The 21812-nt window shown below is 60.7% G+C and carries 18 protein-coding genes and 1 pseudogene; 10 read left to right on the top strand and 9 right to left on the bottom strand.

Annotation, left to right across the window (positions count from 1 at the left end):
- Positions 1-201 precede the first annotated feature (201 nt).
- Positions 202-720, bottom strand: a complete 519-nt coding sequence (locus BSZ35_RS08455; RefSeq protein WP_105012023.1) for a YiiD C-terminal domain-containing protein — start codon at positions 718-720, stop codon at positions 202-204.
- A 235-nt stretch (positions 721-955) separates the two neighbouring features.
- Here BSZ35_RS08455 and BSZ35_RS08450 point away from each other — a divergent pair, with 235 nt between their 5' ends.
- The 5 genes from BSZ35_RS08450 to BSZ35_RS08425 all read left to right on the top strand — a co-directional run bounded on the left by BSZ35_RS08450 (position 956) and on the right by BSZ35_RS08425 (position 7743).
- Positions 956-1462, top strand: a complete 507-nt coding sequence (locus tag BSZ35_RS08450; protein WP_105012022.1) for a DUF4442 domain-containing protein — start codon at positions 956-958, stop codon at positions 1460-1462.
- A 69-nt stretch (positions 1463-1531) separates the two neighbouring features.
- Positions 1532-3964, top strand: a complete 2433-nt coding sequence (locus tag BSZ35_RS08445; protein WP_105013788.1) for a DNA polymerase domain-containing protein — start codon at positions 1532-1534, stop codon at positions 3962-3964.
- Positions 3965-4711: 747 nt separating this feature from the next.
- On the top strand, positions 4712-4969 hold the full coding sequence (locus tag BSZ35_RS08435) for a hypothetical protein (protein WP_105012020.1): 258 nt from the start codon (positions 4712-4714) through the stop codon (positions 4967-4969).
- Positions 4970-5067: 98 nt separating this feature from the next.
- Positions 5068-6561 carry a sodium:solute symporter family protein gene (locus tag BSZ35_RS08430; protein ID WP_105012019.1) on the top strand — a complete coding sequence of 498 codons (1494 nt, stop codon included), beginning with the start codon at positions 5068-5070 and terminating at the stop codon, positions 6559-6561.
- A gap of 126 nt (positions 6562-6687) precedes the next feature.
- The gene (locus tag BSZ35_RS08425) at positions 6688-7743 is read left to right on the top strand and encodes a DUF6588 family protein (RefSeq protein ID WP_105012018.1); all 1056 of its coding nucleotides are present in this window, start codon (positions 6688-6690) and stop codon (positions 7741-7743) included.
- A gap of 84 nt (positions 7744-7827) precedes the next feature.
- On the opposite strand, the gene BSZ35_RS08420 is transcribed toward BSZ35_RS08425, so the two are convergent.
- From BSZ35_RS08420 to BSZ35_RS08395, 7 genes and pseudogenes are all read right to left on the bottom strand, one after another.
- Complete coding sequence (locus BSZ35_RS08420; RefSeq protein WP_105012017.1) at positions 7828-8202, bottom strand: hypothetical protein; 375 nt, start codon at positions 8200-8202, stop codon at positions 7828-7830.
- A 32-nt stretch (positions 8203-8234) separates the two neighbouring features.
- On the bottom strand, positions 8235-8777 hold the full coding sequence (locus tag BSZ35_RS08415; protein WP_105012016.1) for an inorganic diphosphatase: 543 nt from the start codon (positions 8775-8777) through the stop codon (positions 8235-8237).
- A 72-nt stretch (positions 8778-8849) separates the two neighbouring features.
- Positions 8850-9530, bottom strand: coding sequence for a hypothetical protein (locus BSZ35_RS08410; RefSeq protein ID WP_105013787.1), 681 nt, complete (start codon positions 9528-9530; stop codon positions 8850-8852).
- A gap of 263 nt (positions 9531-9793) precedes the next feature.
- Positions 9794-10768: an L-histidine N(alpha)-methyltransferase gene (gene egtD, locus BSZ35_RS08405; protein WP_105012015.1), complete on the bottom strand. Its 975-nt coding sequence runs from the start codon at positions 10766-10768 to the stop codon at positions 9794-9796.
- Between the two features lie 151 nt (positions 10769-10919).
- Positions 10920-11110: pseudogene (locus tag BSZ35_RS20205) on the bottom strand (ergothioneine biosynthesis protein EgtB); the annotation flags it as partial.
- Between the two features lie 425 nt (positions 11111-11535).
- The gene (locus tag BSZ35_RS08400; protein ID WP_105012014.1) at positions 11536-12390 is read right to left on the bottom strand and encodes an SDR family oxidoreductase; all 855 of its coding nucleotides are present in this window, start codon (positions 12388-12390) and stop codon (positions 11536-11538) included.
- Between the two features lie 145 nt (positions 12391-12535).
- Positions 12536-13648: a HAMP domain-containing sensor histidine kinase gene (locus tag BSZ35_RS08395; RefSeq protein ID WP_181149249.1), complete on the bottom strand. Its 1113-nt coding sequence runs from the start codon at positions 13646-13648 to the stop codon at positions 12536-12538.
- Positions 13649-14047: 399 nt separating this feature from the next.
- On the opposite strand from BSZ35_RS08395, the gene BSZ35_RS08390 reads away from it, so the two are divergent.
- The 5 genes from BSZ35_RS08390 to BSZ35_RS08370 all read left to right on the top strand — a co-directional run bounded on the left by BSZ35_RS08390 (position 14048) and on the right by BSZ35_RS08370 (position 20786).
- Positions 14048-14584 (top strand): PH domain-containing protein, encoded by a 537-nt coding sequence (locus tag BSZ35_RS08390; protein ID WP_105012012.1) that lies wholly within the window; start codon positions 14048-14050, stop codon positions 14582-14584.
- 116 nt (positions 14585-14700) lie between these two features.
- Entirely contained in the window at positions 14701-16425 is a 1725-nt protein-coding gene (locus tag BSZ35_RS08385) for a PH domain-containing protein (RefSeq protein ID WP_258096155.1), read from the top strand.
- An 18-nt stretch (positions 16426-16443) separates the two neighbouring features.
- Positions 16444-18153, top strand: coding sequence for a 4-alpha-glucanotransferase (gene malQ, locus BSZ35_RS08380; RefSeq protein ID WP_347709569.1), 1710 nt, complete (start codon positions 16444-16446; stop codon positions 18151-18153).
- 201 nt (positions 18154-18354) lie between these two features.
- Entirely contained in the window at positions 18355-19818 is a 1464-nt protein-coding gene (locus BSZ35_RS08375; protein ID WP_105012010.1) for a sigma 54-interacting transcriptional regulator, read from the top strand.
- A gap of 470 nt (positions 19819-20288) precedes the next feature.
- Positions 20289-20786, top strand: coding sequence for an LptE family protein (locus BSZ35_RS08370; RefSeq protein WP_258096154.1), 498 nt, complete (start codon positions 20289-20291; stop codon positions 20784-20786).
- Between the two features lie 27 nt (positions 20787-20813).
- On the opposite strand, the gene BSZ35_RS08365 is transcribed toward BSZ35_RS08370, so the two are convergent.
- Complete coding sequence (locus tag BSZ35_RS08365) at positions 20814-21809, bottom strand: stomatin-like protein (protein WP_105012008.1); 996 nt, start codon at positions 21807-21809, stop codon at positions 20814-20816.
- Between the last annotated feature and the right edge of the window lie 3 nt (positions 21810-21812).

Below are 21812 nucleotides of genomic sequence, written 5' to 3'. Positions count from 1 at the left end.
GTGGACGCCCGGCGCTCGCCCTAAGAACCCGTTTTCATTTACGCCCGTCTCCACATCCGATGCCGATATTTTCGTAGACCAAAAGCAAATCGGAGCGTATACGCCTGCATCCCCGGCGGGCAGGAACGGGTCCGCAGTCGTAGCGTCCTGCCGAACTCACAGCGCGTGAAATTAAAACAGCTTCTAAGAGCACGGCCTCCCTCACATCAGTTCGGTCGGGGCGCCGTCGCCCTGCTCTTCGCCCTTCGCGAGGGCCACGTAGCTTCCGATAAAGGTAACGGCTCGTTCACCCGCTGCGTCGATCTTACACTTGAGATCGAGCCGGGCCCGTCCCCACCGATCTAGCATCTTCTGAAACCGCTCTAGGGTATCCTCATCCGGCCGTTCACAAACCACCGAAATATTTTCGTACACGGGCCGCATGTACTCAATATCACTCTCCTGAATCATCACCTCTACGCGGCGCTTCATGTCCTCGACTGCATCTTCGACCACGCGGTGCATCATGGCCCAGCCGGTGACCGTAGCCAGCATGCTAAGGCTTCCCCCGAAGGCACTACCCATATGATTCACGTTGGGTTGCAGCGGGGCCGAGGCCCGTACTCGTCCATCGTCGTCCGCTACCAGCGAAAACTCGAGATGCTCCGTGATGGGCATCTTCTCCGTAATGAGACGCTCCAGCTCCTCTAAGGCCCTCTCTGTGCACGACGAACTGGCCATAGTGCGAAAATCCCGGTGTGATTTACAGGACGCGTGTTGGATGGGCAAAAGACATCTCCCCTTACGAGCCACCCGAAGGTACGTTCTCTCGGATTCTTATTTTCTGATCCGCGAACGTGATAATAACAAAAAGCGGACCAATCGATAGGCCTCGGCCGCGAAGAGGAATCGCGGGGCCCCGCTGTACCGTGCTTCTCTCGCTCGTCTCACTGCGAATCCATCCTTTTCGTCCTCGATGTCGTCTATCAATCCCTTCGCTCGCATTGCGGATCGCTACGCCGATCATCCGTCGCATGTACGACCCTCCCTGGTCACGAGGGCCGTCGGAGACGTTATTCCATTCGTCGATACGGCCGGTTGCTTTATTGATGCCTACACGCCGACCCGTGTGGCTGTGCGACTCGACAACCGGAAGGGCGTACAGAACCACCTTGGAGGGCTTCACGCCGCCGCGCTGGCCCTGCTGGCCGAGACGGCCTCCGGGCTCGTGGTGGCCCTCAACGTACCCACGGGGTCCGCTCCGCTGCTTCGCACGATGGACGTGTCGTTCGACCGGTTTAGTCGGGATACTGTGCAGGCCGAGGCCACGCTGTCTAATGACGAGACGGAGACGATCCAGTCCCGCCCCATCGGGCGCATCGACGTGAACGTGACGCTTACCGCTCCTGACGGAGGGGAAACGCTCGTCTCCAGCCAGTTGCAGTGGGCGTGGCTGCCGGAGGAACGACTCTCTCGGGACTAATGGAGGACACATCCGTCATTGACGCTCGTATTCATCGAGGACATCTCTTCTGAAACCTCCGCCTGGTTCATGCCACCATCTTCTTCTCCGTCCGCTGCCACGGCGTCAGATCCGGCCCCGGCCGCCCCCGATGAGGCGTCGGCGGCCGACGTGGCCCTGTTCGGCAAGGATCCGATGCCGCGCCTCGTGGACGTGCATCCGATGATGGATCGCCCGTCGAGCGAGCCTGCGACGGTGCGACTCTACCAGCGCACGGAGGATTTTTCTGACATTATCGAGCACGAGGAGCGGTTCTTCCCCTTCTTTTTTCTGAGCGATATTTCGCTGCTGGAGGGGATGCGCGACCGGTTCCGGTTCCAGACGCTTAGCGGCGACAACTTCTTTCGCTATCTCGTGGTCTTCGAAACCTGGAACGACTACTGGGACGCAGTCCGGCAGATCGAGCGGCGCACCGACAGCGACGAGAGCTGGCCCGACGAGATCTACCGCGTCGGCTCGCCCACGCAGCAGTACCTCATGCAGTCGGGCCGGACCTGCCTGCTCGACATGACGCTCGACGATCTGCACCGCCTCCAGCTCGACATTGAGGTCTACACCGAGGGCGGCTTCCCCAGCGCCGAGCGGCCGGAGGACAAAATCATCATCGTTGCCTTTTCTGACAACCGGGGCTGGACGAAGCTCCTCCACCTCCAGGACGGGGTGGACGAGGCCGCGTTGCTCCGGCAGACCGTGGACGTGATCCGGGAGCGCGACCCCGATGTGATCGAGGGGCACAACGTCTTCTCCTTTGACCTAAGCTACATTCTCGACCGCTGCGAAATGCACGGCGTCGATTTTGCCATCGGGCGCGACGGGTCGATGCCCCGCACGTACGACTCCAGCATGCGCTTTGCCGAGCGGACGGTGGACTACCCGGCGGTCGACATCGTGGGGCGGCACGTGATCGACACCTACTTCCAGGTGATGTCGTTCGACGTCTTCAGTCGCGACCTGCCGGACTACAGCCTCAAGACGGCGGCCCGCTACTTCGGCCTCGCGCCCGAGGAGCGCACGTACATCGAAGGCGTCGACATCTCACGGGCGTGGCGGGAAGAGCGCGACACACTGCTCGACTACGCCCTTGACGACGTGATCGAGACGAAGCGCCTCGCCGGACACCTTTCCGGTTCCACCTTCTACCTCGCGCAGATGCTTCCCATGACGTACGGCTCGTCGGCACGGCGCGGGCCGGCGGCCAAGATCGAGAGTCTCTTTGTCCGCGAGTACCTGCGGAAGCGCCACGCCCTGCCTCGCAGCGAGTGGGGTAGTCAGTCGATGGGCGGCTACACCGACATCTTCCGCACTGGTGTGATGGGACCCATCGTATACGCCGACGTGGAGAGCCTGTACCCCTCCATCATGCTCAACTACGACGTGAAGCCGACGGGCGACTCGCTGGACCTCTTCCCGCAGCTGCTGGAACGGCTCACGGACCTGCGCCTGGAGACGAAGGAGGACATGCGTAACGCGGAGGACGAGGAAATCCGCAGTGAGCTCGACGCGCGACAATCCTCATACAAAGTTTTGATTAACTCATTCTACGGCGTCCTCGGCTTCTCCCTCTCCGTTTTTAACGACTTTGAGGAGGCCGACCGCGTGGCGCGCACCGGGCAGGAGATCTTGCGCGAGCTCATCGACGAGATTCGCAACCGGGGCGGCACTGTCATCGAGGTGGACACGGACGGCGTCCTCTTCGTGCCGCCGGACGGGGTGCGGGGGGAGGAGGCCGAGGTCGACTTTACCGTGGGGCTCACAGAGGCGATGCCCGAAGGCATCCGCGTGGGGTTCGACGGGCGGTACAAGAAGATGCTCTCCTACAAGAAGAAAAACTATGCCCTCCTCACGTACGACGACGATCTGAAGTTTAAAGGCTCCTCGCTCATCTCCCGCTCCAACGAGCCGTTTGGCCGCGACTTCGTGCGGAAGGCCATCCGCCGCCTGCTCGATTATGACGTGGAGGGCCTGCACGACCTCTACGTGGACACTCGCGACAAAATCATCGAGCACGACTGGGAGAGCGTCGAGAGCTTTGCCCGCACCGAGACACTGAAGGACACCCTGGAGCAGTACGAGGCCGACGTGGAAGAGGGCCAGCGTCCGCGTGCCGCGACCTATGAGCTTGCGAAGCAGAAACAGGAGCGCACCGGCAAGCCCGTGAAGAAGGGCGACCGCATCACGTACTACATCACCGGCGACAGCGCCACCGTTACGGCCTTCAAAAACTGTGCGCTGGCCGACGACTGGGATCCAGAGAATCCCGACGAAAATACGGCCTACTACCTAAAGCGGCTTAACGAGTTTGCGACGAAATTCGAGCCGTTCTTTACCGAAGAAGACTTTCGGCTCGTCTTTTCGCCGGAAGATATGTTTGGCTTTTCGGCGGACGGCATCGAAATCCTGGAACAGGAGCACGAAGCCGATCATCCGACAAATGAAGAAGTGCAGGACGAGGTGCCATTTTAAGCGTATGCGTGTTGCGTATTTCGGTCTCGACCGAACGGACGTAGCACAGAATACGCAATACGAAGTACACGCGTTGTAGCGTCAGCCCATTGCGTTGCTAGAGAGCGCGAAAGAGTAGCCGGATCGTCTCAGCAGCGACTTGAAGGATCTCGATGTGCGATGAACTTCTAAAAATCCGTTAGGTTCTCTCCGCAGCGGGACTACGAGGCCGATGGTTCTTCTTTCCGCTTGTCTCTTTGGTCGGCAATCGAGACGTTACCCTAGTGTCCCCTCGGCTGTTGTCGTACCAAGGAAGTTTCCTTAGCCGAGCTTCGCGCCGATCCTCATCTTGACGACTGACCCATGAAACGCTACGCCCTCGCTGGAACCTTTGCTACTATTGGGGGCCTTGCGACCCTCATTCTTGTTGCCAGCATCCTTTACTCCTGTCGACAGGGAGGCACGCCGCACAAAACCCCGTATAATTCGAGCACGGAGGTGGAGTCCGGCAGCTCCGGGGACTCGGATTTGTCCGTGGCTGCACGTCACCGAACAGGGATGGAGATGTCCTTCTCTTCCGAGCCCCGATTGACATTCGAGCAGGGGTAGCATCCTGGCGGCGTGCAGTCGCCGTTCCGTGGAAGTTTAGTTCACGTCGGGCTGCAGGTGCGATTTCCGACGACGTGTAGGACCTGCTTTTTCGGAAATTGCGGTCCGCAGGCGATTGCGAGCAGAGGACAAACTGTGCGAATGACTCTACATGCTGGGATGTCCGATTCATCAAACGACATACCGCGCGGCCTCGTGATCGGAGGTCTGCGAGACCGTTCCGGTCGTACGCGTCTCCTCGCATTCGTAGGGATCGTGATCATGGCCGGGCTCGCGTTGCTTTGGCCGGTATATCCGCTCATTCCCAGTATTGAGCCCTACATTCTGGGGCTTCCATTCTCTTTCGCGTGGGTGGTTGGCTGGTTGCTCGTCGTGTTTGGTGCACTTGTGGTCTTGTATCGGGCAGAGGAAGGATAACGATGTCCGTCGACGTTTTTCGGGCCGGGAGGTTCGTGGGGGAGAGGTCCAGGTCGTCCCTACTTGCATACGATCATAATGTATAGCCGTCCAAGCGTATGGAGGCATGGGTCGTCATACTGCTTGTCTGTGGGGGATACCTCGTGCTTGCGCTGGGGCTGGGCGTATGGTCGGGGCGCACAGTATCGAAGAGCGTGACGGGGTACGTCGCGGGTGACCGTACGCTTGGGACGCTCGTCCTGTACTTTGTACTGGGGGCGTCGGTCTTTTCGTCGTTCGCTTTTCTGGGGGCGCCGGGGTGGGCATACTCGCGCGGGGCAGCGGCCTTTTACATCATCGCTTACGGCGCAGTGGGCATGGTGCCGTTCTACTTCCTCGGGCCTCGTGCACGACGGGTCGGGGAGGCGCTCGGCTTCGTTACGCAGGCCGAGATGCTGGCGCACCGCTACAATAGCCAGGCGCTCTCGGTCGTGCTTGCGGTGTTGAGCGTGGTCGTGTTTGTACCGTACCTCACGCTCCAAATGAAAGGGGCGGGCTTCCTGCTGGCCACCATCTCAAACGGGCACGTGCCGCAGTGGCTGGGGGCGCTCGTTGCGTACGGCGTCGTCCTCGTCTACGTCTTTGCGAGTGGCATGATGGCGATTGGGTGGACGAACACGCTGCAGGGCATTTTTATGATGATTGTCGCGTGGTTTCTGGGCCTCTACCTGCCATTTGAGTTTCATGGCGGGGTGCAGCCGATGTTCGAGGCGATTGCGGCCAGCGACCTGCGAGACATGCTGATTGCCCCGGGGCTGGCCGCGGATGGATCGGCGTGGACCTGGGCGGGATACAGCTCCGCTGTGGTCGTTTCGGCGGTGGGGTTCTCGGTGTGGCCGCACCTGTTCATGCGGGCGTTCACGGCCCGGAGCGAGCGAACGCTGAAGCTCACGGTGGTCCTCTATCCCACGTTCCAACTCTTTCTCGTCCCGATTCTGCTGATCGGGTTTGCGGGCGTTCTTCCATTTCCGGACGTGGCTCCGGCCGACACGATCGTGCCGCATCTTCTCACCGAGATCGACCTCTCGCCTGTGCTTGTGGGACTTGTCTGCGCGGGTGCTCTTGCGGCCTCCATGTCGTCGGGCGATGCGATTCTACACGCTGCGGCCTCCATCGGGCTTCGGGATGGAATCAAGCCGCTCGTGTCTGGGGAGATGACGGACCGTCGTCAGCGTCAGTGGATTCGCGGACTCGTCGTTGCAATCAGTGCCGCGGCGTACTACTTCGCTGTGTTTTCGGAAGTGGGCATCGTGGCGCTTCTGCTCGGGGCATATGGAGGAGTCGCACAGATCTTCCCGCTCGTGTTTGCCGCTTTTTACTGGCCGCGCGCCACCGGGGCTGGGGCCCTGTCGGGTCTTCTCACCGGCGTGAGTGTAAACACCCTGTTTTTGGTGGCCCCTACGCTGCGGCCCTTTCCCTTACACGAGGGGGTATACGGCCTGATCGCCAATCTCCTCGTTTTTGTGACGGTGAGCCTGCTCACGTCTCCCCATGCCGAGGCCCGTGTTGCTCACTATACTCCGCTCCATCCGGAGGCGTCCGCCGCCGGATAAAGAATCGGTCGTTGTCGCATTTTCCCCCATCGGGGCCGTGTTCTGGAATGATGGTTGCGAGTATATGCTCTACCGAATAGGTTACTCTCCTCTTTCAACCGCTCCCTCACCGACTTTCGAGAGTCCATGCGTCGCATCTCTCCCCTTCTATGTACGTTCGTTCTCGCCGGTCTTCTGCTCGTCTCGCCTGCCCGTGCCCAGCAAGGGCAGGACGACCTCAGCGATCTCGGAAAAACGCTTCAGACGATCAGTGGGGAATACGCTGATAGCTACGTTCAGCCGATTACGAACACCTTTGGGGCTGGGGTCAACAGCGGCCTCTTTCGAAGTGCCGACGTGGGCAACAGCCTGATTCCGGGCTTCCCCTTTAACGTGTACGTGGGGGTGAGCGTCTCCGGGACGCTCACCTCGTCCATGAAGACGAGTTTCCGGCCGTTTGGGAATGGGCAGACGTCATTTACCTCCAATGGGCAGGAGTTCACGGTCACCTACGAAGGAACGGGAACCGTACCGACGATTCTTGGAGAAACTGAACCGCCCGGTCCAGACTTGGTCGTAGAGACCGTCGTGAATGGGCAGACGCGAGAGGTGGCAAGGGCCAAGGCACCACAGGGACTTGTCGATACCCCGATTGCACCACTCGTCATTCCTCAGGTGGGCGTCGGGTCCGTTGCAGGAACCGACGTACAGCTCCGGTATTTTCCGAAGTCCAAGCTCTCTTGGGCGGGGAGCAGTTACGGAACGGTCGGGGTGTTTGGGCTTGCAGTGCGTCACGACATTGACCAGTGGTTCCCGGCGCCAATTCCCATGAATATTGCCGTTCAGGGCGCGTGGAACCAGTTTTCTCTCGAAAACGAACTCGGGCAGACAGGCGCCCAGGAGGTACTGGACGCTTCGGGATGGGCGTTTAACCTTCAGGCGAGCAAAGGCGTGCCTGTCCTTCCTGTTACGTTCTACGGCGGCGTCCAGTATGAGAAGTTCAACGTCGATTACAACTACACCTTCCCACTGAACACCGACGACGTTGAAGACCCGAAGATTTCGCTCAGTCAAACGGCGGCCAACCGGTTCCGCGCCCTCGCGGGATTCACGCTCACGTTTGCTGTGCTTCGGTTCAACGTTGACTATGCGATTGGAAGCGACAATAACGTCGTAACCACGGGGCTTGGCGTTCGCCTCTAGGAGAGCCCTCGTCCAACCGGCACTGCAGAGTTCGCACGAGGTCCTTCGCTCGTATGGCGGAGGACCTCTTTTGTATGCGGAGGGCTATCCCGCGTCCTCGATTTCCAGCTGGCGGTCGATCTCGGCAAGCTTCCGGCGCGCGAGGGCAAGGTTGGCGTCTGCCCGGTCGAGCACGACGTACGTGAAGATGTTCTCGGTGTCGTGGAAGAAGCGGATAAGGTGATACTGCTGGTCGAGAGAGATGAGAATATCTTCCATCTGCTCCTCCGGCACCAGATCCTCGAGGAGCTCTTTCTGGGTTTGCACGACCACAGTGCTTCCGGCTCCCGCCAGCTCCATGTCGAGCGACCCACCGCCGATGGTGCCCAGCGGCACGCCGGACTCGTCGTGCACAATCGATGCCCCGAGGGCGCCCTCGATGTTCATGACGGCCTTCAGGGAGTCACGGACATTAGCCATGGGATAGATTGGAGAGCGTCGTGAGAGGGTCGTTACTCAGTGCTTGAGGCGATCACTTCTTCGTACTGTTCTCCTGCTCCCGTAACCACGCTCTTTGCGCGATCGGGACCGAAGAAGTCTTGCACCCGCACGGTTTTGTCTTCAAGCGCTTTGTAGTCCTGGAAGAAGCGTCGAAGCTCCCGCAGGCGGTGGTCCGGCAGTTCCTTGATGTGCCAGTAGTCGTTAAAGGCAGGGTCGTCCATGTGGATGCAGATAATCTTCGCATCCTCCTCCTCATCGTCGAGCATGCTCATCATGCCGATCGGACGGGCACGGAGGATACTTAACGGATCGACCGCTTCCTGGGCCAGCACCAGTACGTCGAGCGGGTCGCCGTCATCGGCGTAGGTTTGCGGGATGAATCCGTAGTTGGCGGGATAGACGACCGACGAGTACAACATGCGATCTACCCGCAACATGCCGGTGTCTTTGTCAAGTTCGTACTTGACCTTACTGCCCTGGGGGATTTCGATAATTGCGTTGAACACGTCGGGCGCGTCGGTCCCCACGTTGACGTCGTGCCACGGGTGCGCCATTGAGGCCTCCGGGTTGGGGGAAGGGGGGAGCGAATTATGGGAAGGGGGCCGATGGAACGGACGATGAGCCGATTAGCGGGCCGTCGCGTCGTTGGGACGTTCCGTCTGCGGGTTCTCCTTCAAATGCTGGGACGGATCGAAAGATCGCTCTGTTGCACACCAGGCCGCAAGGGCTGCGCTTCGCATGTGTACGTCCACGTCGTCCAGAACCTCCAGGGTGGATCCGGAGGCCTCAGGAGTAGACTGATCGCCGTCGGCAGCGTCAAGGGTCTCCGCGGCGTGTTGGATCCCTCGTGCGAGCTGGGACGAGGCCTCCGAGGTATAGTCCTCCATTTCGAGCAACCCATCCCGGTGGAGCTCCGCGAGTGTCCGAACGGCATCGGACGTGCCCAGAGTGACGCCCTCCTCGTTTGCTTCCCCAGGGCCCGTGCCACGTCCGGTCGTCAGGGTCGCCACGACCGGGTCCAGTCCCCGGTTCTGGAGCGCCTCGACAAGGGCAGGTCCCGATTCGGCTCCCCGATTGACGACAATATTGGTGCGCCCGATGTAGGGTTGCTCAGCCACAAAGCTTTGAATATGGTCGGCGAGGGTATCGGGCGTTCCCCCATCGGCGTAGTGGCGCACGTGATTCAGTCGATAGCGGGCGACGCCCTCCGACTGCTCTTGCTCCTTCTCCAGCATGGTGAGCGTGACTTCGAGGGAGGCGTCGGGAGAAGAGGCGATGTCGACTCCAAGGAAGAAAGCATGTGCCATGACGAGAAGGGGGATGGTCCGAAAGGGTGTGGAGAGCACGAACCAGAACACCCGGACGGTCTCAGTGCATCTTCACGAGCAAGAGGCCTCTGCCGTGGGACGTGACATCTGGGTGTACGGATCGGTGTATCCATGACGTACCGCCGCGCGCGTTCCGACGTGCAGGCTTCGTGTGCATATTGCAACAGGTCTTCCCATGAGTGTGGGAGGCGCACGGAGGAGGCACGTGTCAAGGACGACGGGGACGCAACGAACCTCAGGCGTTAGCCGTCCACCGTGCAGTACTGAACACTGAAGTACGACTGGTCGTCTGTCCAGACCGTCTCGACGGAGAATCCGGCTGCCCCAACCAGTTCAGCAAAGTCCTCAAGGGTGTACTTGTAGGAGTACTCGGTGTGAATCCGCTCCCCTTTGGCAAACGAGAAGGAGTGCCCGGCCACCGTGACCGTCTGGGCTTCTCGGCTGCGGAGGAAGCTTTCCACACAGCCCTTTTCTTCGTTCCAGATGCTTTCGTGTTCGAACCGGTCAAGGTCGAAGGTGGCGTTGAGCTCCCGATTCATGCGGCGAAGCAAGTTTTTGTTGAAGGCGGCCGTGACGCCCGCCGCGTCGTTGTAGGCCGCCTCCATAACCGCCACGTCCTTCTTTAAGTCGACCCCAATCAGGAGGCCCCCGTTCGGGGCCACGGCCTCGGCGAGGCGAGAGAGGAATCGCTGAGCCTCTTCGGGGCGAAAATTGCCGACCGTAGACCCGGGATAATAGGCCACCGTCCGGTGTACCGGCTGGGGCGGCTCAGGGAGGTCGAAGGAGGTGGTATAGTCCGCACACAGCGGCTGCACCGGAATATGGGGATACGCCTCTGCCAGTGCCTCTGCGGCCTCGACCAGGTGGGATCGCGAAATATCGACGGGTACGTAGACGGCGAGGTCGTCGAGGTGGTCAAGCAGGATGCGCGTTTTCTGGCTACTGCCACTGCCAAGCTCTAACAACCGTGCCTGGGGCCCGATGGACTGGACCATGTCCTCGACATTGTCTCTCATAATGCCGATTTCGGTTCGGGTCGGGTAGTACTCCTCCAGCTCACAGATCTGATCGAAGAGCTTCGATCCGCGTTCGTCATACAAGAATTTCGATGGGATCTGCTTCTGAGATTTTCGGAGGCCGTCGAGTGCGGCGTCTCGGAACGACTCGGTGGCTGGGGCCTCATCGACAAGAGAAAGCGCCTGAGTGGTCGTTTCCATTCGAAAAGAGAAGGAGCTTTGAGAGAATACGAAGCTATGCGAGACGTACGGGATCCCCGACCCCCGGAGAGGACATCGGGGACAGGTTGAGATTCAGAGCAAACGGAGGAGACAACGTTGGGTCGCGCGCCAAACGAAGTCCCATAAATTGCTACGCCTCGTCGGGAGGGACGAAGTTGCGGTACGAGGAGGAATGTGAAAGGGAGCGGTTGCACACGAGCCGCCTCGGAGGACGAACTGCCCGGACATAAACTTGCCGTTGTCCTCACCAATCGCGCCCAGAAGAGGCTTGTAGCCGGGATGGGGCGAGTACTGGCTGCGAGTCCAGTCCCAGGCGTCCCCAATCTGGTACATGGCCCCGTCCCCTGTCGGCGGTGTATACCTAGCGTCGTCAGAAAAGGGGCATTGATCTTTCAGAAGGGACTGGGCAGGAGGTGCAGCAAGTCGTTTTCCCGTTTGGGGGCAGGAAGGGGAGACGAGACCCACCGGTATCAGTCTGTGGCGACGACCGTAACAGTTGTGTTTGTACGTCCGGTACGTACAGCCGCGCATGTTGAAAATTGGCGGACACCTCCGACGGACCGATAACAACGGGGGTTTCCCGTCGGAAGTCAAGGGGACGCGTCCGCAGTGAAAGGATTGTGCGGATTGTTACAGGCCGCGGGTTTTGTATTTAGCCTTGTGAGCCGTGTGCTCCCGCACGCGTAGGGGGAGGCGATTCTCCTTTCGGGAGGGGGGCGAAATGGCCGGAGAGCAGGAGAAAAGGGTTATGCGCTGCTTTCCAGATCGGCAAGTGGATCGGGGTGTTGGAACTCATAGTCGCAGTGGACTCTGATCTTCCGGTTGCGGATGAGCTTGCCGGTTGTCGTATCGGTAGGGTCGAAGGTGGGAGCATCGAGGCCGGCCACGTTGGCGGCACGGGTATAGAAGGCCTGTCGGGAGGGGTGCTTGTCGGCACAAGCGTTGAAGACCTCGTTTCTTACGTCCTGCTCGATGAGGGTCGCAAATACGCCTATGGCGTCGTCGCGATGCAGGAGATTTACCGGTGCGTTGGGACGTCCCACGTCGGTTCGTCCTGCGAGGAAGCGGCCGGGGGTGCGGTCCCCTCCGTACAATCCGCCGAGGCGAACAATGGTGGTGTCGACGTCGGGCGTATCCATGAGCAGGCCCTCCACGTCGAGCAGGGCCTCGCCCGTGGGGCGGCGGGGGCCGGGCAGCACCGCCGGCTGGCCCGGTGGACAGTCGGCCTCCGCGATGCTCAGCTCCACGCTGGGATAGACCCCTGTGGAGCTAGCAAAGAGGATCCATTCCACCGATCCCTCAACCGCCGCGTCGCGGACGGCCTCAATTTGGTGGCGATGTCGGGTGCGCACGTCGTCGGCACCGCGGGAGGGAGGAATGTTGAGGACCAGAATGGGCGATTGGAAGAGGGCGTCGGGAGGGGGCTCGGACAAGTCGGGGTCGAGGGTGAGAAGGACGGGCTCGATCCCGTCCTCACGCAGTGTCTCAAGCTTGTCAGGAGTGGTGGTCGATCCCCGAACCGTGTGTCCCCGTTCCACGAGGTGCTGTCCGAGGGGACGACCCAGCCACCCACAACCGAGAATGCTAACTGGAGCGGTCATACAGTGGACATTGATCGAGAATGGACGAGATCGAGCGAGCAGGGGACGGAAGACGAGGGCTGCGCGGCACGTGGCCGGACTGGAGGCGGCGAGCATCCGTTTCAGGCACGAACGCCTCTGGGCCTATGCGTCTCGCTTCGGTAAGCTAGGCGTTTGAGGACTGCATTTCCACTTCCACATCCGTAGGGTTCGTCTCCGGGACGGGAGACGCGTCGGGCGGCGTTGCGGGAAGCACCAGAGTAAATGTGCTTCCTTCGCCGGGTGCCGTCTCCACCTCGATCGTCCCGTCGTGGAGGTCGGCAATTTGCTTTACGATGTACAGGCCGAGGCCGGACGATCCCTCGTCTCCCGTGGGCTCGGCTGAAAGGCGTTGGAACGGGGTGAACATGCGCTGCTGATCGCTTTCACTCAGGCCCGGTCCCGTATCGACCACCGCGACCTGGACCGTTTGCTGTTCCCGCTCCACGATCACATTGATCTCCTGACCAGGCGGGGAGTACTTTAGCGCGTTGCTGATAAGGTTGCCGATGGCTTCCCGAAGCTTGCGCTTGTCGCCCCGGACCGTGCAGGGCGCCTCCGCCACGGAGCACTGGAGGGGTTGTTCCTTGCGCTGGGCCTGCGGCTCGAAGCTGCGAACCACCCACTGGACAAGGGCCGCCACATCCACATCCTCCTTGTTCAAGTCAGACTGGGTCGAGCCCGCTGCTGAGGCTAGAAGATCATCGATGAGGTGAAGCGTCTCATCGGCCGACTCGCGGATGAGGTTGAGCTTGCGGTGGTGTTTGGACGGCAGGTCATCGGCTTCTAGTACGATTTCGGAGAGGGCGCGGATGCCGAAGAGAGGATTCTTGAGGTCGTGGGCCGCCATGCCCAGAAGCTTGGATTTCTCTTCGACAGTGCGGCGCAGGGTTTGGTTCGTGCGAAGGAGCTCGCGGTTGTATGCCTCCAGCGTCTGCTTTTGCTCACGTACTTTTTCGGTTCGCTGGGCCACTACCTGTTCGAGACTCTCGTGCCGTTCGGCAAGATCGGCCGTGCGGCGCCGTACGAAAAATACGATTGCGCCCGCTACACCGAGCCCGTAGGTTGCCAAGGCCCACGGGGTTCGGTACCACGGGACCGGGCGGCTTACGGGGGATTGCTGGGGAGCCGTCGAGGAGGACAGTTGCACAGGCTCAGGAGCGGGGGGGCGTTGCTCCTCCAATTTGGCAAAGCTAATGCTTCCGATCACGAACACGGCCGAAAGCAGGGTGAGGATCAAGAATGCCCTGGCCTTCGGCGATGCTACGCGATACAAAAAATTAGGGTGTGTATGCATGCCGCATCTTCTCCGCTCCGAAGGAAGCTCAATATAGAGGGATGTCGATAAGGGATTGCAGAAGGATGGCGTATCGCACTTGTCGCGAATTGCGCATGGTCGGGTGAGGAATCGGAGTACTGCATCTACTCCGGATTGGAGGCGCCGGTTGCATGGACTGCCTTAAAACTATACAAGGGGAGGACGGAAGATGCCCGGAACGCCCTTATTATGTGTAGAACCGGGAATTTTTAGAGGCCGTGTCCCTTGAGGCGGTATCGGGTTGGGGAAACTTCCCCTTCCCCCTGCATTTCAAATAGCAAATCTAACAGACGCGTGTCTGCTCGCCCCCTCATTTAGTCCATGGAAACGTCTTCTTCCGGTACCGATCGTTCGGAGGTGCTGACGGGCGACGCCCTTCATCCGCTCGACACGTCCATCACGTCCATCTGGACGATTAAGCTTTTGGGCCTTGCGGTTCTTCTATTTTTGCCGGCCCTCTTTTATGACCTTACCCACATGTTTGCGCCCGACGCCTGGTTGCCGTTTGGGGTGCTGTCGGGGACGGTCCTGGGACTGGGGCTTCTTTATGGAATTGCCTGGCCTCGCCTCCGGTATCGGTCGTGGGGCTTTGCGCTGCGGCCGGAGGAATTGTACGTGGAGCATGGGGTTATCACGAACGTGCGAACGGTCGTGCCGCTCCGTCGCATCCAGCATGTGGACGTGTCCCAAGATCTGATTGAGCGGGAGTACGCCCTGGGTCGTCTGGTTGTGCACACGGCGGGCTCGCGGAGCAGCGACGTCGTTGTTCCCGGCCTGCCGCTTGCAGAGGCAGAGCGCATCCGAGACGAGGTGAAGCGCTTCATTCTCGAAGATCCCCTCACGGAAGACCCGGTGTAATGCCGTCCCCCTCGACACATTCAGAGTCTGAATCTGTCCCTTCCCCGCAAGGGGACGGGACTCCCGCTTCCTCGCAAGAGGGTGCGGCTACCGCCTCGTCGCCAGAAGAAGGGGCTGTGCCGTCTTCCCCAGAAGAGCCTTCGACGTCGGGCGAGGGGGAGCAAGGGAACAGTGAGGAAGCACGAGGAGATGTCCCGTCCGCTTCTGATCCCTCGGCCTCGACCGAGAAGGAGCCTTCGGCAGACGCGCCCGGCGTGTCATCGGCCACCCTCGGGGCCGTACAGGAGCCCCAGCGCCTGCATCCGCTCACGCTGCTGCTGCGAGTGGGGCAGAGTCTGCCCGCGCTGTTCGTGATTCTCCTGCCGACCCTGCAGAACCCGAGTTCGGAAAACGTCTTCTCCGTTGTCTTTAGTTTGCTGTACGGGCTGGTGGCCCTTCCGGCCATCGTTCTGCAGTATCTTCGGTTCAGCTACCGCATCACTCCGAAGCAGATCGTCATTCAGAAGGGCGTTCTCAAGCGGCAGAATCGGAGCATCCCGATCGAGCGAATCCAGAACATCCAGATTGAGGAGAATCTGGTGGCGCGGCTCTTGGGATTGGCGAAGGTTACCATCGAGACGGCCGGTAGTTCGGCCACCGAAGGGTCGCTCGAATACGTGAGCACGAGTGATGCCCACGATATTCGGCGGGCGGTCCGGTCCTTTCAACATCGTGGGGCCGCGGACGCGGACGAGGCAGACGGGGAAGAAGGGGAAACGACGGGCGAAGAACTGTTCTCGATGGCACTGCCGCACGTGCTGCTCTCCGGTGCCTTCCGGTTTTCGCTGCTCTACATTGCCCTGGTCTTTTCGGCCTTTCAGCTGGTGGATCCCGAAATAATCGTGCAGCGGGTGCTGCGGTCGCAAGGCCGGATTGACCAGATCACGGAGGCCATGGCTGCGCATCCCGGTCTCTCGATCCTCGCATCGATCATAGCGGCGGGGGTATTGGGATGGATCAGCGGCATTCTGATTCACCTGGCGCGGTACTACAATTTCCAGCTCTGGCTCGACGGCGATAAGCTGCGGAAGCGCCATGGCCTCTTTACGGTGACGGAGGGGACGATTCCCCTTAAGAAGGTACAAGCCCTCATTCTGCGCACGAATCCGCTGATGCGGGCGTTCGGGTGGTATGAGCTGGAGGTGCAAACCGTGGGGATGAACGTGGACGAGCAGGGTCATCGCGTGGTGGCGCCGTTTGCTCAGTACGGAGACGTTCTGTCCCTGGCGCGGCGCATTCGCTCGTTCGAGCTGCCGGATGCGTTTGGAAATGTCTCTCCGATCACGATCCGGCGCCGGTTCGTTCGGTACTCGATGGCGTTGGCCGCCGTCCTGGTCCCGAGTGCATACTTTTGGCCGACGGACTGGTGGATGCCGGGAGGGCTTGCGCTGCCGTGGTGGGGCTTCACGTTGATCCCGTTTGTTCTGGGGTGGGCAGTGCTCCAGTACCGAAATCACGACTATGCCGTTCGGGACGACGGCCTGTACATCCGGCGCGGCGTGTTGGCGCACTACCTCTGGATCATTCCCACTGAGAAACACCATGTCTTTCATACCACGGCGACGATCTTCCAGCGACGCCTTGACCTCAAAACCCTGTTTGTAGACACGGCCGGAGCTGCCACATTTGCCTATCCCGAGGTGATTGACCTGCCCGCCGACGAGGCTGAGGAGCAACTCGATCGGCTCTACGGGCGGTTCCAGACCCTCTATCGGGCCCGTATTGAGGCGGCGACCGGGGCGCCCGATACCCGCCTCGATGAAGAAGAGCGTCCGCAGTTGCCCGTTGCAGAGGATTCGTAGCGGCTCCACTGAGGCTTCGTGCAGGAGACACAAGTATGTCTTGTGATTCCCGTGCGCCTTCATTTCACTGAGGGCGAGTTCGTTCGCCGCCTTTTGACGACGGGGCTGATAGGATCCTGCACCGTGGCGGGAGATTCCCACCATCGCGTTGACCAGAGGCGGCTCGTGTTCCACCTTCGTTCTCTCCCTTTCGACCAACCGACTGCCTCCGTGGACTCTCAACGCGTCAGCGGCATTCTGCTGCACATCACCTCTTTGCCCAGTGCCTATGGGATCGGCGACCTCGGCCCGGCGGCCTACCGTTTTGCTGATTTTCTCACCCGCACCCACCAGAAGCTCTGGCAGGTGCTGCCCCTCGGCCCGGTGGGGGCCGGTGCCTCGCCCTATTCCAGCACGTCGACCTTTGCCGGCAATCCGCTTCTGATTAGCCCCGAGCCGCTCGTGGAGTACGGCCTCCTTACGGAGGAGGATCTTGCCCCCCTTGCCGAATTGCCGGACGGCCATGTCGACTATGAACGAGTGAGGACCCGGAAGCGCGCTGTGTTGCGCACGGCCTATGAGCGATACGAGACCGGCCGCTCCGTCGTCAGTGACACCGACCTCGCACAATTTCGGGCCGACCAGGCCTCGTGGCTCGACGACTACGCGCTCTACGCGGCTCTGAAGGATGCGTACGACGAAGCCCCTTGGATGCAGTGGCCGGATCCGCTGTCGCGCCGCGACCCAGAGGCTCTCGAACAGGCACGAGAGACGCACGCGGACGCCATTCGCATGCACGTGTTCTGGCAGTATCTCTTCCATCGCCAGTGGACGGCTCTGCAGTCCTATTGCCATGCACGCGACATTCGGCTGTTCGGCGATATTCCCATCTATGTGGCCCGCGACAGCGCCGACGTATGGGCTCATCAGGAGCTTTTTCATCTCGACGACGACGGCCGGCCCACTGTCGTGGCGGGGGTTCCGCCCGATTACTTCAGTCCCGAGGGCCAACGTTGGGGCAATCCGCTCTACCGATGGGACAAGATGGAGGCCAACGACTACCGATGGTGGAAGGAGCGACTGCGGCGTACGCTGGAGCGCGTGGATCTGGTGCGCCTCGACCATTTCCGTGGATTCGATGCGTACTGGGAAATTCCGGCGGAGGCTGAGACGGCCGTGAACGGAGAGTGGCGGGAAGGACCGGGCATGCCCTTTTTTGAGGAGGTGGAAGAGGAGCTCGGGACCCTCCCGGTGGTGGCGGAGGATCTCGGGGTGATTACCGATTCGGTAGAGGCGCTGCGAGAAGAGTGTGGATTTCCCGGCATGGCCGTGCTGCAGTTTGCGTTCGAGGACGATCCGACCAACGAGTTTCTCCCCCACAACTATCGGCGCAACCTGGTTGCCTATCCGGGCACGCACGACAATAACACGACCATGGGGTGGTGGGCCGACGATCTCACATCGTCCGAAGCCCAGGCGTTTGCGCGCGACTATCTCAACCTCGATCGTGTGGACGCCGGGGTGCATGAGCAAGCCCTGCGCGTCCTGATGGCCTCGGTGGCCGATCGCGTGGTGTTTCCCATGCAGGATCTTCTGGGGTTGGGATCGGACGCCCGAATGAATACGCCGGGGCACCCGAACGGGAATTGGGAGTGGCGCTTTACGCCTGCGCAGGTGACCGACCGCGCCGAAGAGCTGCTGGAAACGCTCACGCGGATCTACGGGCGAGCGGGCGACTACGACGCGTGAGTACACCGGGCAGACTGCGGTGCTACCGCATCCGCACATTTTCTTCGTCACCCCATCTTCAACGGGGACGAATGGGCGGCCGGATCTTTTGAGCAGGGCACAGGTGTGATATTCCCTCGTGACAATGTGGCAGAATAGCGCTGCGATCATCTGCCACGGTCGCCCTCTGCGTTGTTGTATCTTCTTGTTTTGTCTGACGTTATGGATCGTGCCTCCATTCAGGAACGCTTTGGTATTGTCGGGTCGTCCAATGCCATCAAAAACGTCATCGACCGGGCTCGACAGGTGGCGAAAACCGACATCAGCGTGCTTCTCCAGGGGGAGAGCGGAGTGGGCAAGGAGTTGATCGCGCAGGCGCTGCACGAGTTGTCGGTGCGCCGCCACGAGCCGATGGTGGTTGTCAACTGTGGGGCCATCCCCGAAGGTCTTATTGAAAGCGAGTTGTTCGGGGCTGAGAAGGGCGCCTATACGGGGGCGGTCGAACAGCGGGTTGGCTACTTTGAGGAGGCCGACGGCAGCACCATCTTTCTTGATGAAATTGGGGAGATGCCGAAGGAGGCACAGGTGCGGTTGTTGCGCGTGCTGGAGACCGGAAAGTTTAGCCGGGTAGGTGCCTCGCAACAGCAACAGGTGGACGTTCGTATCGTGGCGGCTACGAACAAGAACCTTGCGGAGGAAGTGCAGGCCGGTCGGTTTCGAAAAGACCTGTATTATCGGCTGAGCACCGTCCTCATCGACATCCCGCCGCTTCGGGAGCGTCCGGAAGACATTCTGCCCATCTTTGAGACCTTTCTCCACGAGTTTTCGAAGGAGTACAACTCATCGCGAAAGACGTTGACGGAGGACGCAGAGGACGTGCTGAAGGACTACCGGTGGCCGGGCAACGTGCGAGAACTCCGTAATGTGGCCGAGCAGGTAACCGTTCTACTGCGAGCGGACGAGGTGTCGGCCGATGAGCTGCGGCCACTCCTCCGCGACATCGGGGAAGCGGCGCCGTCGACCGAACTGATGCGGGTCGATCAGCAGGAGCAACGACAGGACGAAGACGACACGAGCACCGACATTCGCCAGCGGGAGCTGCTGTATCGCGCCATTCTGGAGATGCGCATGGACCTGCGTGAATTGAAGGATCAGATCGGCTCGTTGATGTCGAATGTGGGCGTCGTCGTGCCGCGGGACGTGGCTGAGCGCGGGGATTTTCCGGGCGACTACGACGATTTCGTGGTGGTCCGCAATGCGGAGGAGGCCGAGGACTTTCGGGATCGCCCCGAGCGGAATGAGCCCGGCGAGGTGGATTCGCTAATCCGGGATGTCGTGTATGAGGTCGATGAGGAGGGACCGGCCCGTCCCACGCCGCGGGGAGAGCGGGCAGGGCACAGGGAGCCTCCGCAGGGGGAAGATGTCGTGCCCGAGTCGACCGCACGTCGCCCGCGGGATGTGCCGGCGCCGAGTGAGGACGAGTCCGAGGACGTGGAGATGGAGCGGTCCGAGCCGGCAGCCGAGGAGGTGGAGGAGGCGCTACCCACGCTCGAAGAGGCCGAAAAGCAGCTTATCAGTCGGGCACTCAAGCAGTTCGATGGCAACCGGCGCAAGACCGCTCAGGCCCTGGGCATTAGCGAGCGTACCCTCTACCGCAAACTCAAGGACATCGATGAAGACCTTTAGTAGCGCGAGGGCTGGGGATCGATCGTCCCCATTCGGCCCACGTTGAGCGATTTAGAGTCCCTATCAAAACAGCGATTAGCAGGTCCTTCTGAGCCTGTCGAAGAAGCTTCTTGGTGCGGGCAGCCACGTTTAAGGAGCTCCTTCCACGATGGTCAGGAGGACGTGCCCGGTTTTGATAGGGACTCTTAGAAAGCGACGCTGAGGAAACGCGAGCTTGAAGTAGTATCAATTCCGGGAGCTCTACTCCAGGCAGAAGAAGGCATCCGTAGTGCGATTAGGGGGAGCTTACTGCCACTTATGCCAGGGACTTTGACGAGCAAGATGATCAAATTCCAGGACAGCGTGTTCGAGTGATTGCGAGCGTTGAGGACTGGTCCCCGAAGATTTGAAGTGCCATGACGGTCTTTTCTTCTATTTCCCGTTTTTTCTCGTCTCCGTGCCTTTCCTCGTTCAGGAGGAGATGCCTCCTGGTGGGAGTTCTGCTTTGTCTCGGGGCGGGGGGGGTCACGGGCTGCGCATACTACGGCTTTACGGGGGCGAGCATTCCCTCGCACCTGGAGACCATCGCCATCCCCATTGCTGAGGACAACACCTCCAGTCCCGTGACCAACCTCGGCAATCAGCTCACAGACCTGTTGACCGAGCAGTTTGTGGGGCGCACCAGTCTGTCACTGAACAACAACGAGACCGACGCGGATGCAGTGCTCTCGACCCGAATCGTGCAGTATACGAACCAGCCCACGGGCGTGAGTGGCGACGAACGCGCGACCCAGAATCGGGTAAGCATCGAGGTGGATGTGCGCTACTACGACCAGGTCACCGACTCGACGATGGTCCAGCAGACCTTTACGGGGACGGCCAACTACAATCCGGTACAGGCCGGGCTTGGGGGCGAGCAGCAGGCCGCCGAACTCGCTGTAGAACGCGTGGCGGAAGACATCTTTACCTCCGCCACGTCGGACTGGTAGAGTTTTCCTCGTTCGCCAGCGCTGATCTCAGCTCTCGTCGGGCTCCGGGGCTCCATCTCCTGCAGGCCGAGAGGGCTCCTCGTCTGCTCGCAGCGTAAACTCGTCGAGGGACAGGCCGTCGATGACCGACTCGTAACGTGTGAGGTCGGCCGGCAGAAGCACCTCGTTTTCCTTCTTCCCCAGCTTGGCAATCGTCTGCAGGTACTGTTCGGCCAGGCGCAGCTTCACCGCTTCCTCGCCACCGGGGGCCGACACGGCACCCGCCACGCGCTCGATCGCTTCCGCCGTCGCTTCAGCAATCGCCTCGATCTCCTTGGCGCGGCCCTCGGCCTCATTGATCCGGCGCTGCTTCTCGCCCTCGGACTGATTGATAAGTTCCTGCTTTTCCCCTTGCGCGTCGTTGACGGTGGACTGCTGCTTCCCTTCCGACCGAGCCACCGTGGCACGACGCTCGCGCTCGGCCGTCATTTGCCGCTCCATCGCCTTCTGCACCGTCCGCGGCGGGTCGATGTTCTTGATCTCGTAGCGGTGCACCTTGATGCCCCACGCCTGCTCTACCTCGCTCAGCACCTCCACGACGGCTCGGCTGATGGCGGCCCGCTCCTGGAAGGTCGTGTCCAACTCCATCCGACCGATCACCGAGCGCGTGGTGGTCTGGGCCAGTTGAATGGCCGCACGGTTGAAGTCCGTCACGCCGTAGCTGGCGTTCACGGGATTGGTCACGCTGAGGTAAATGACGCCGTCGACCTCCACGCGCACGTTATCCTCCGTGAAGCACTCCTGCGGCTCGACCGGGATGGCTTGCTCACGAAGGTCGTGCGTGTACTTCACCTTGTCGATGAAGGGAATGAGGGCGTGAAAGCCCGCTTCCAGCGTCTTGTGGTAGTTGCCGAGGCGCTCCACGACGTAGGCCCGCTGCTGTGGCACGAACCGGATGGCACGCAGAAATTTGTAGGCAACGTACAGGGCCAGCAGGGCGAGAATGCCGAGGCTGGCGTTGTTGAGGGCGGTGAACAATTCCATGAC

This window comes from Salinibacter sp. 10B (assembly GCF_002954405.1).
Lineage (GTDB): Bacteria > Bacteroidota > Rhodothermia > Rhodothermales > Salinibacteraceae > Salinibacter.
This window is presented reverse-complemented; position numbering and strand designations above follow the sequence as displayed.

Bases quoted from the DNA above. Each gene is read 5' to 3' on its own strand.
- BSZ35_RS08455 (WP_105012023.1), bottom strand. From the start codon at position 720: ATGGCCAGTTCGTCGTGCACAGAGAGGGCCTTAGAGGAGCTGGAGCGT.
- BSZ35_RS08450 (WP_105012022.1), top strand. From the start codon at position 956: ATGTCGTCTATCAATCCCTTCGCTCGCATTGCGGATCGCTACGCCGAT.
- BSZ35_RS08445 (WP_105013788.1), top strand. From the start codon at position 1,532: ATGCCACCATCTTCTTCTCCGTCCGCTGCCACGGCGTCAGATCCGGCC.
- BSZ35_RS08435 (WP_105012020.1), top strand. From the start codon at position 4,712: ATGTCCGATTCATCAAACGACATACCGCGCGGCCTCGTGATCGGAGGT.
- BSZ35_RS08430 (WP_105012019.1), top strand. From the start codon at position 5,068: ATGGAGGCATGGGTCGTCATACTGCTTGTCTGTGGGGGATACCTCGTG.
- BSZ35_RS08425 (WP_105012018.1), top strand. From the start codon at position 6,688: ATGCGTCGCATCTCTCCCCTTCTATGTACGTTCGTTCTCGCCGGTCTT.
- BSZ35_RS08420 (WP_105012017.1), bottom strand. From the start codon at position 8,202: ATGGCTAATGTCCGTGACTCCCTGAAGGCCGTCATGAACATCGAGGGC.
- BSZ35_RS08415 (WP_105012016.1), bottom strand. From the start codon at position 8,777: ATGGCGCACCCGTGGCACGACGTCAACGTGGGGACCGACGCGCCCGAC.
- BSZ35_RS08410 (WP_105013787.1), bottom strand. From the start codon at position 9,530: ATGGCACATGCTTTCTTCCTTGGAGTCGACATCGCCTCTTCTCCCGAC.
- egtD (WP_105012015.1), bottom strand. From the start codon at position 10,768: ATGGAAACGACCACTCAGGCGCTTTCTCTTGTCGATGAGGCCCCAGCC.
- BSZ35_RS08400 (WP_105012014.1), bottom strand. From the start codon at position 12,390: ATGACCGCTCCAGTTAGCATTCTCGGTTGTGGGTGGCTGGGTCGTCCC.
- BSZ35_RS08390 (WP_105012012.1), top strand. From the start codon at position 14,048: ATGGAAACGTCTTCTTCCGGTACCGATCGTTCGGAGGTGCTGACGGGC.
- BSZ35_RS08375 (WP_105012010.1), top strand. From the start codon at position 18,355: ATGGATCGTGCCTCCATTCAGGAACGCTTTGGTATTGTCGGGTCGTCC.
- BSZ35_RS08365 (WP_105012008.1), bottom strand. From the start codon at position 21,809: ATGGAATTGTTCACCGCCCTCAACAACGCCAGCCTCGGCATTCTCGCC.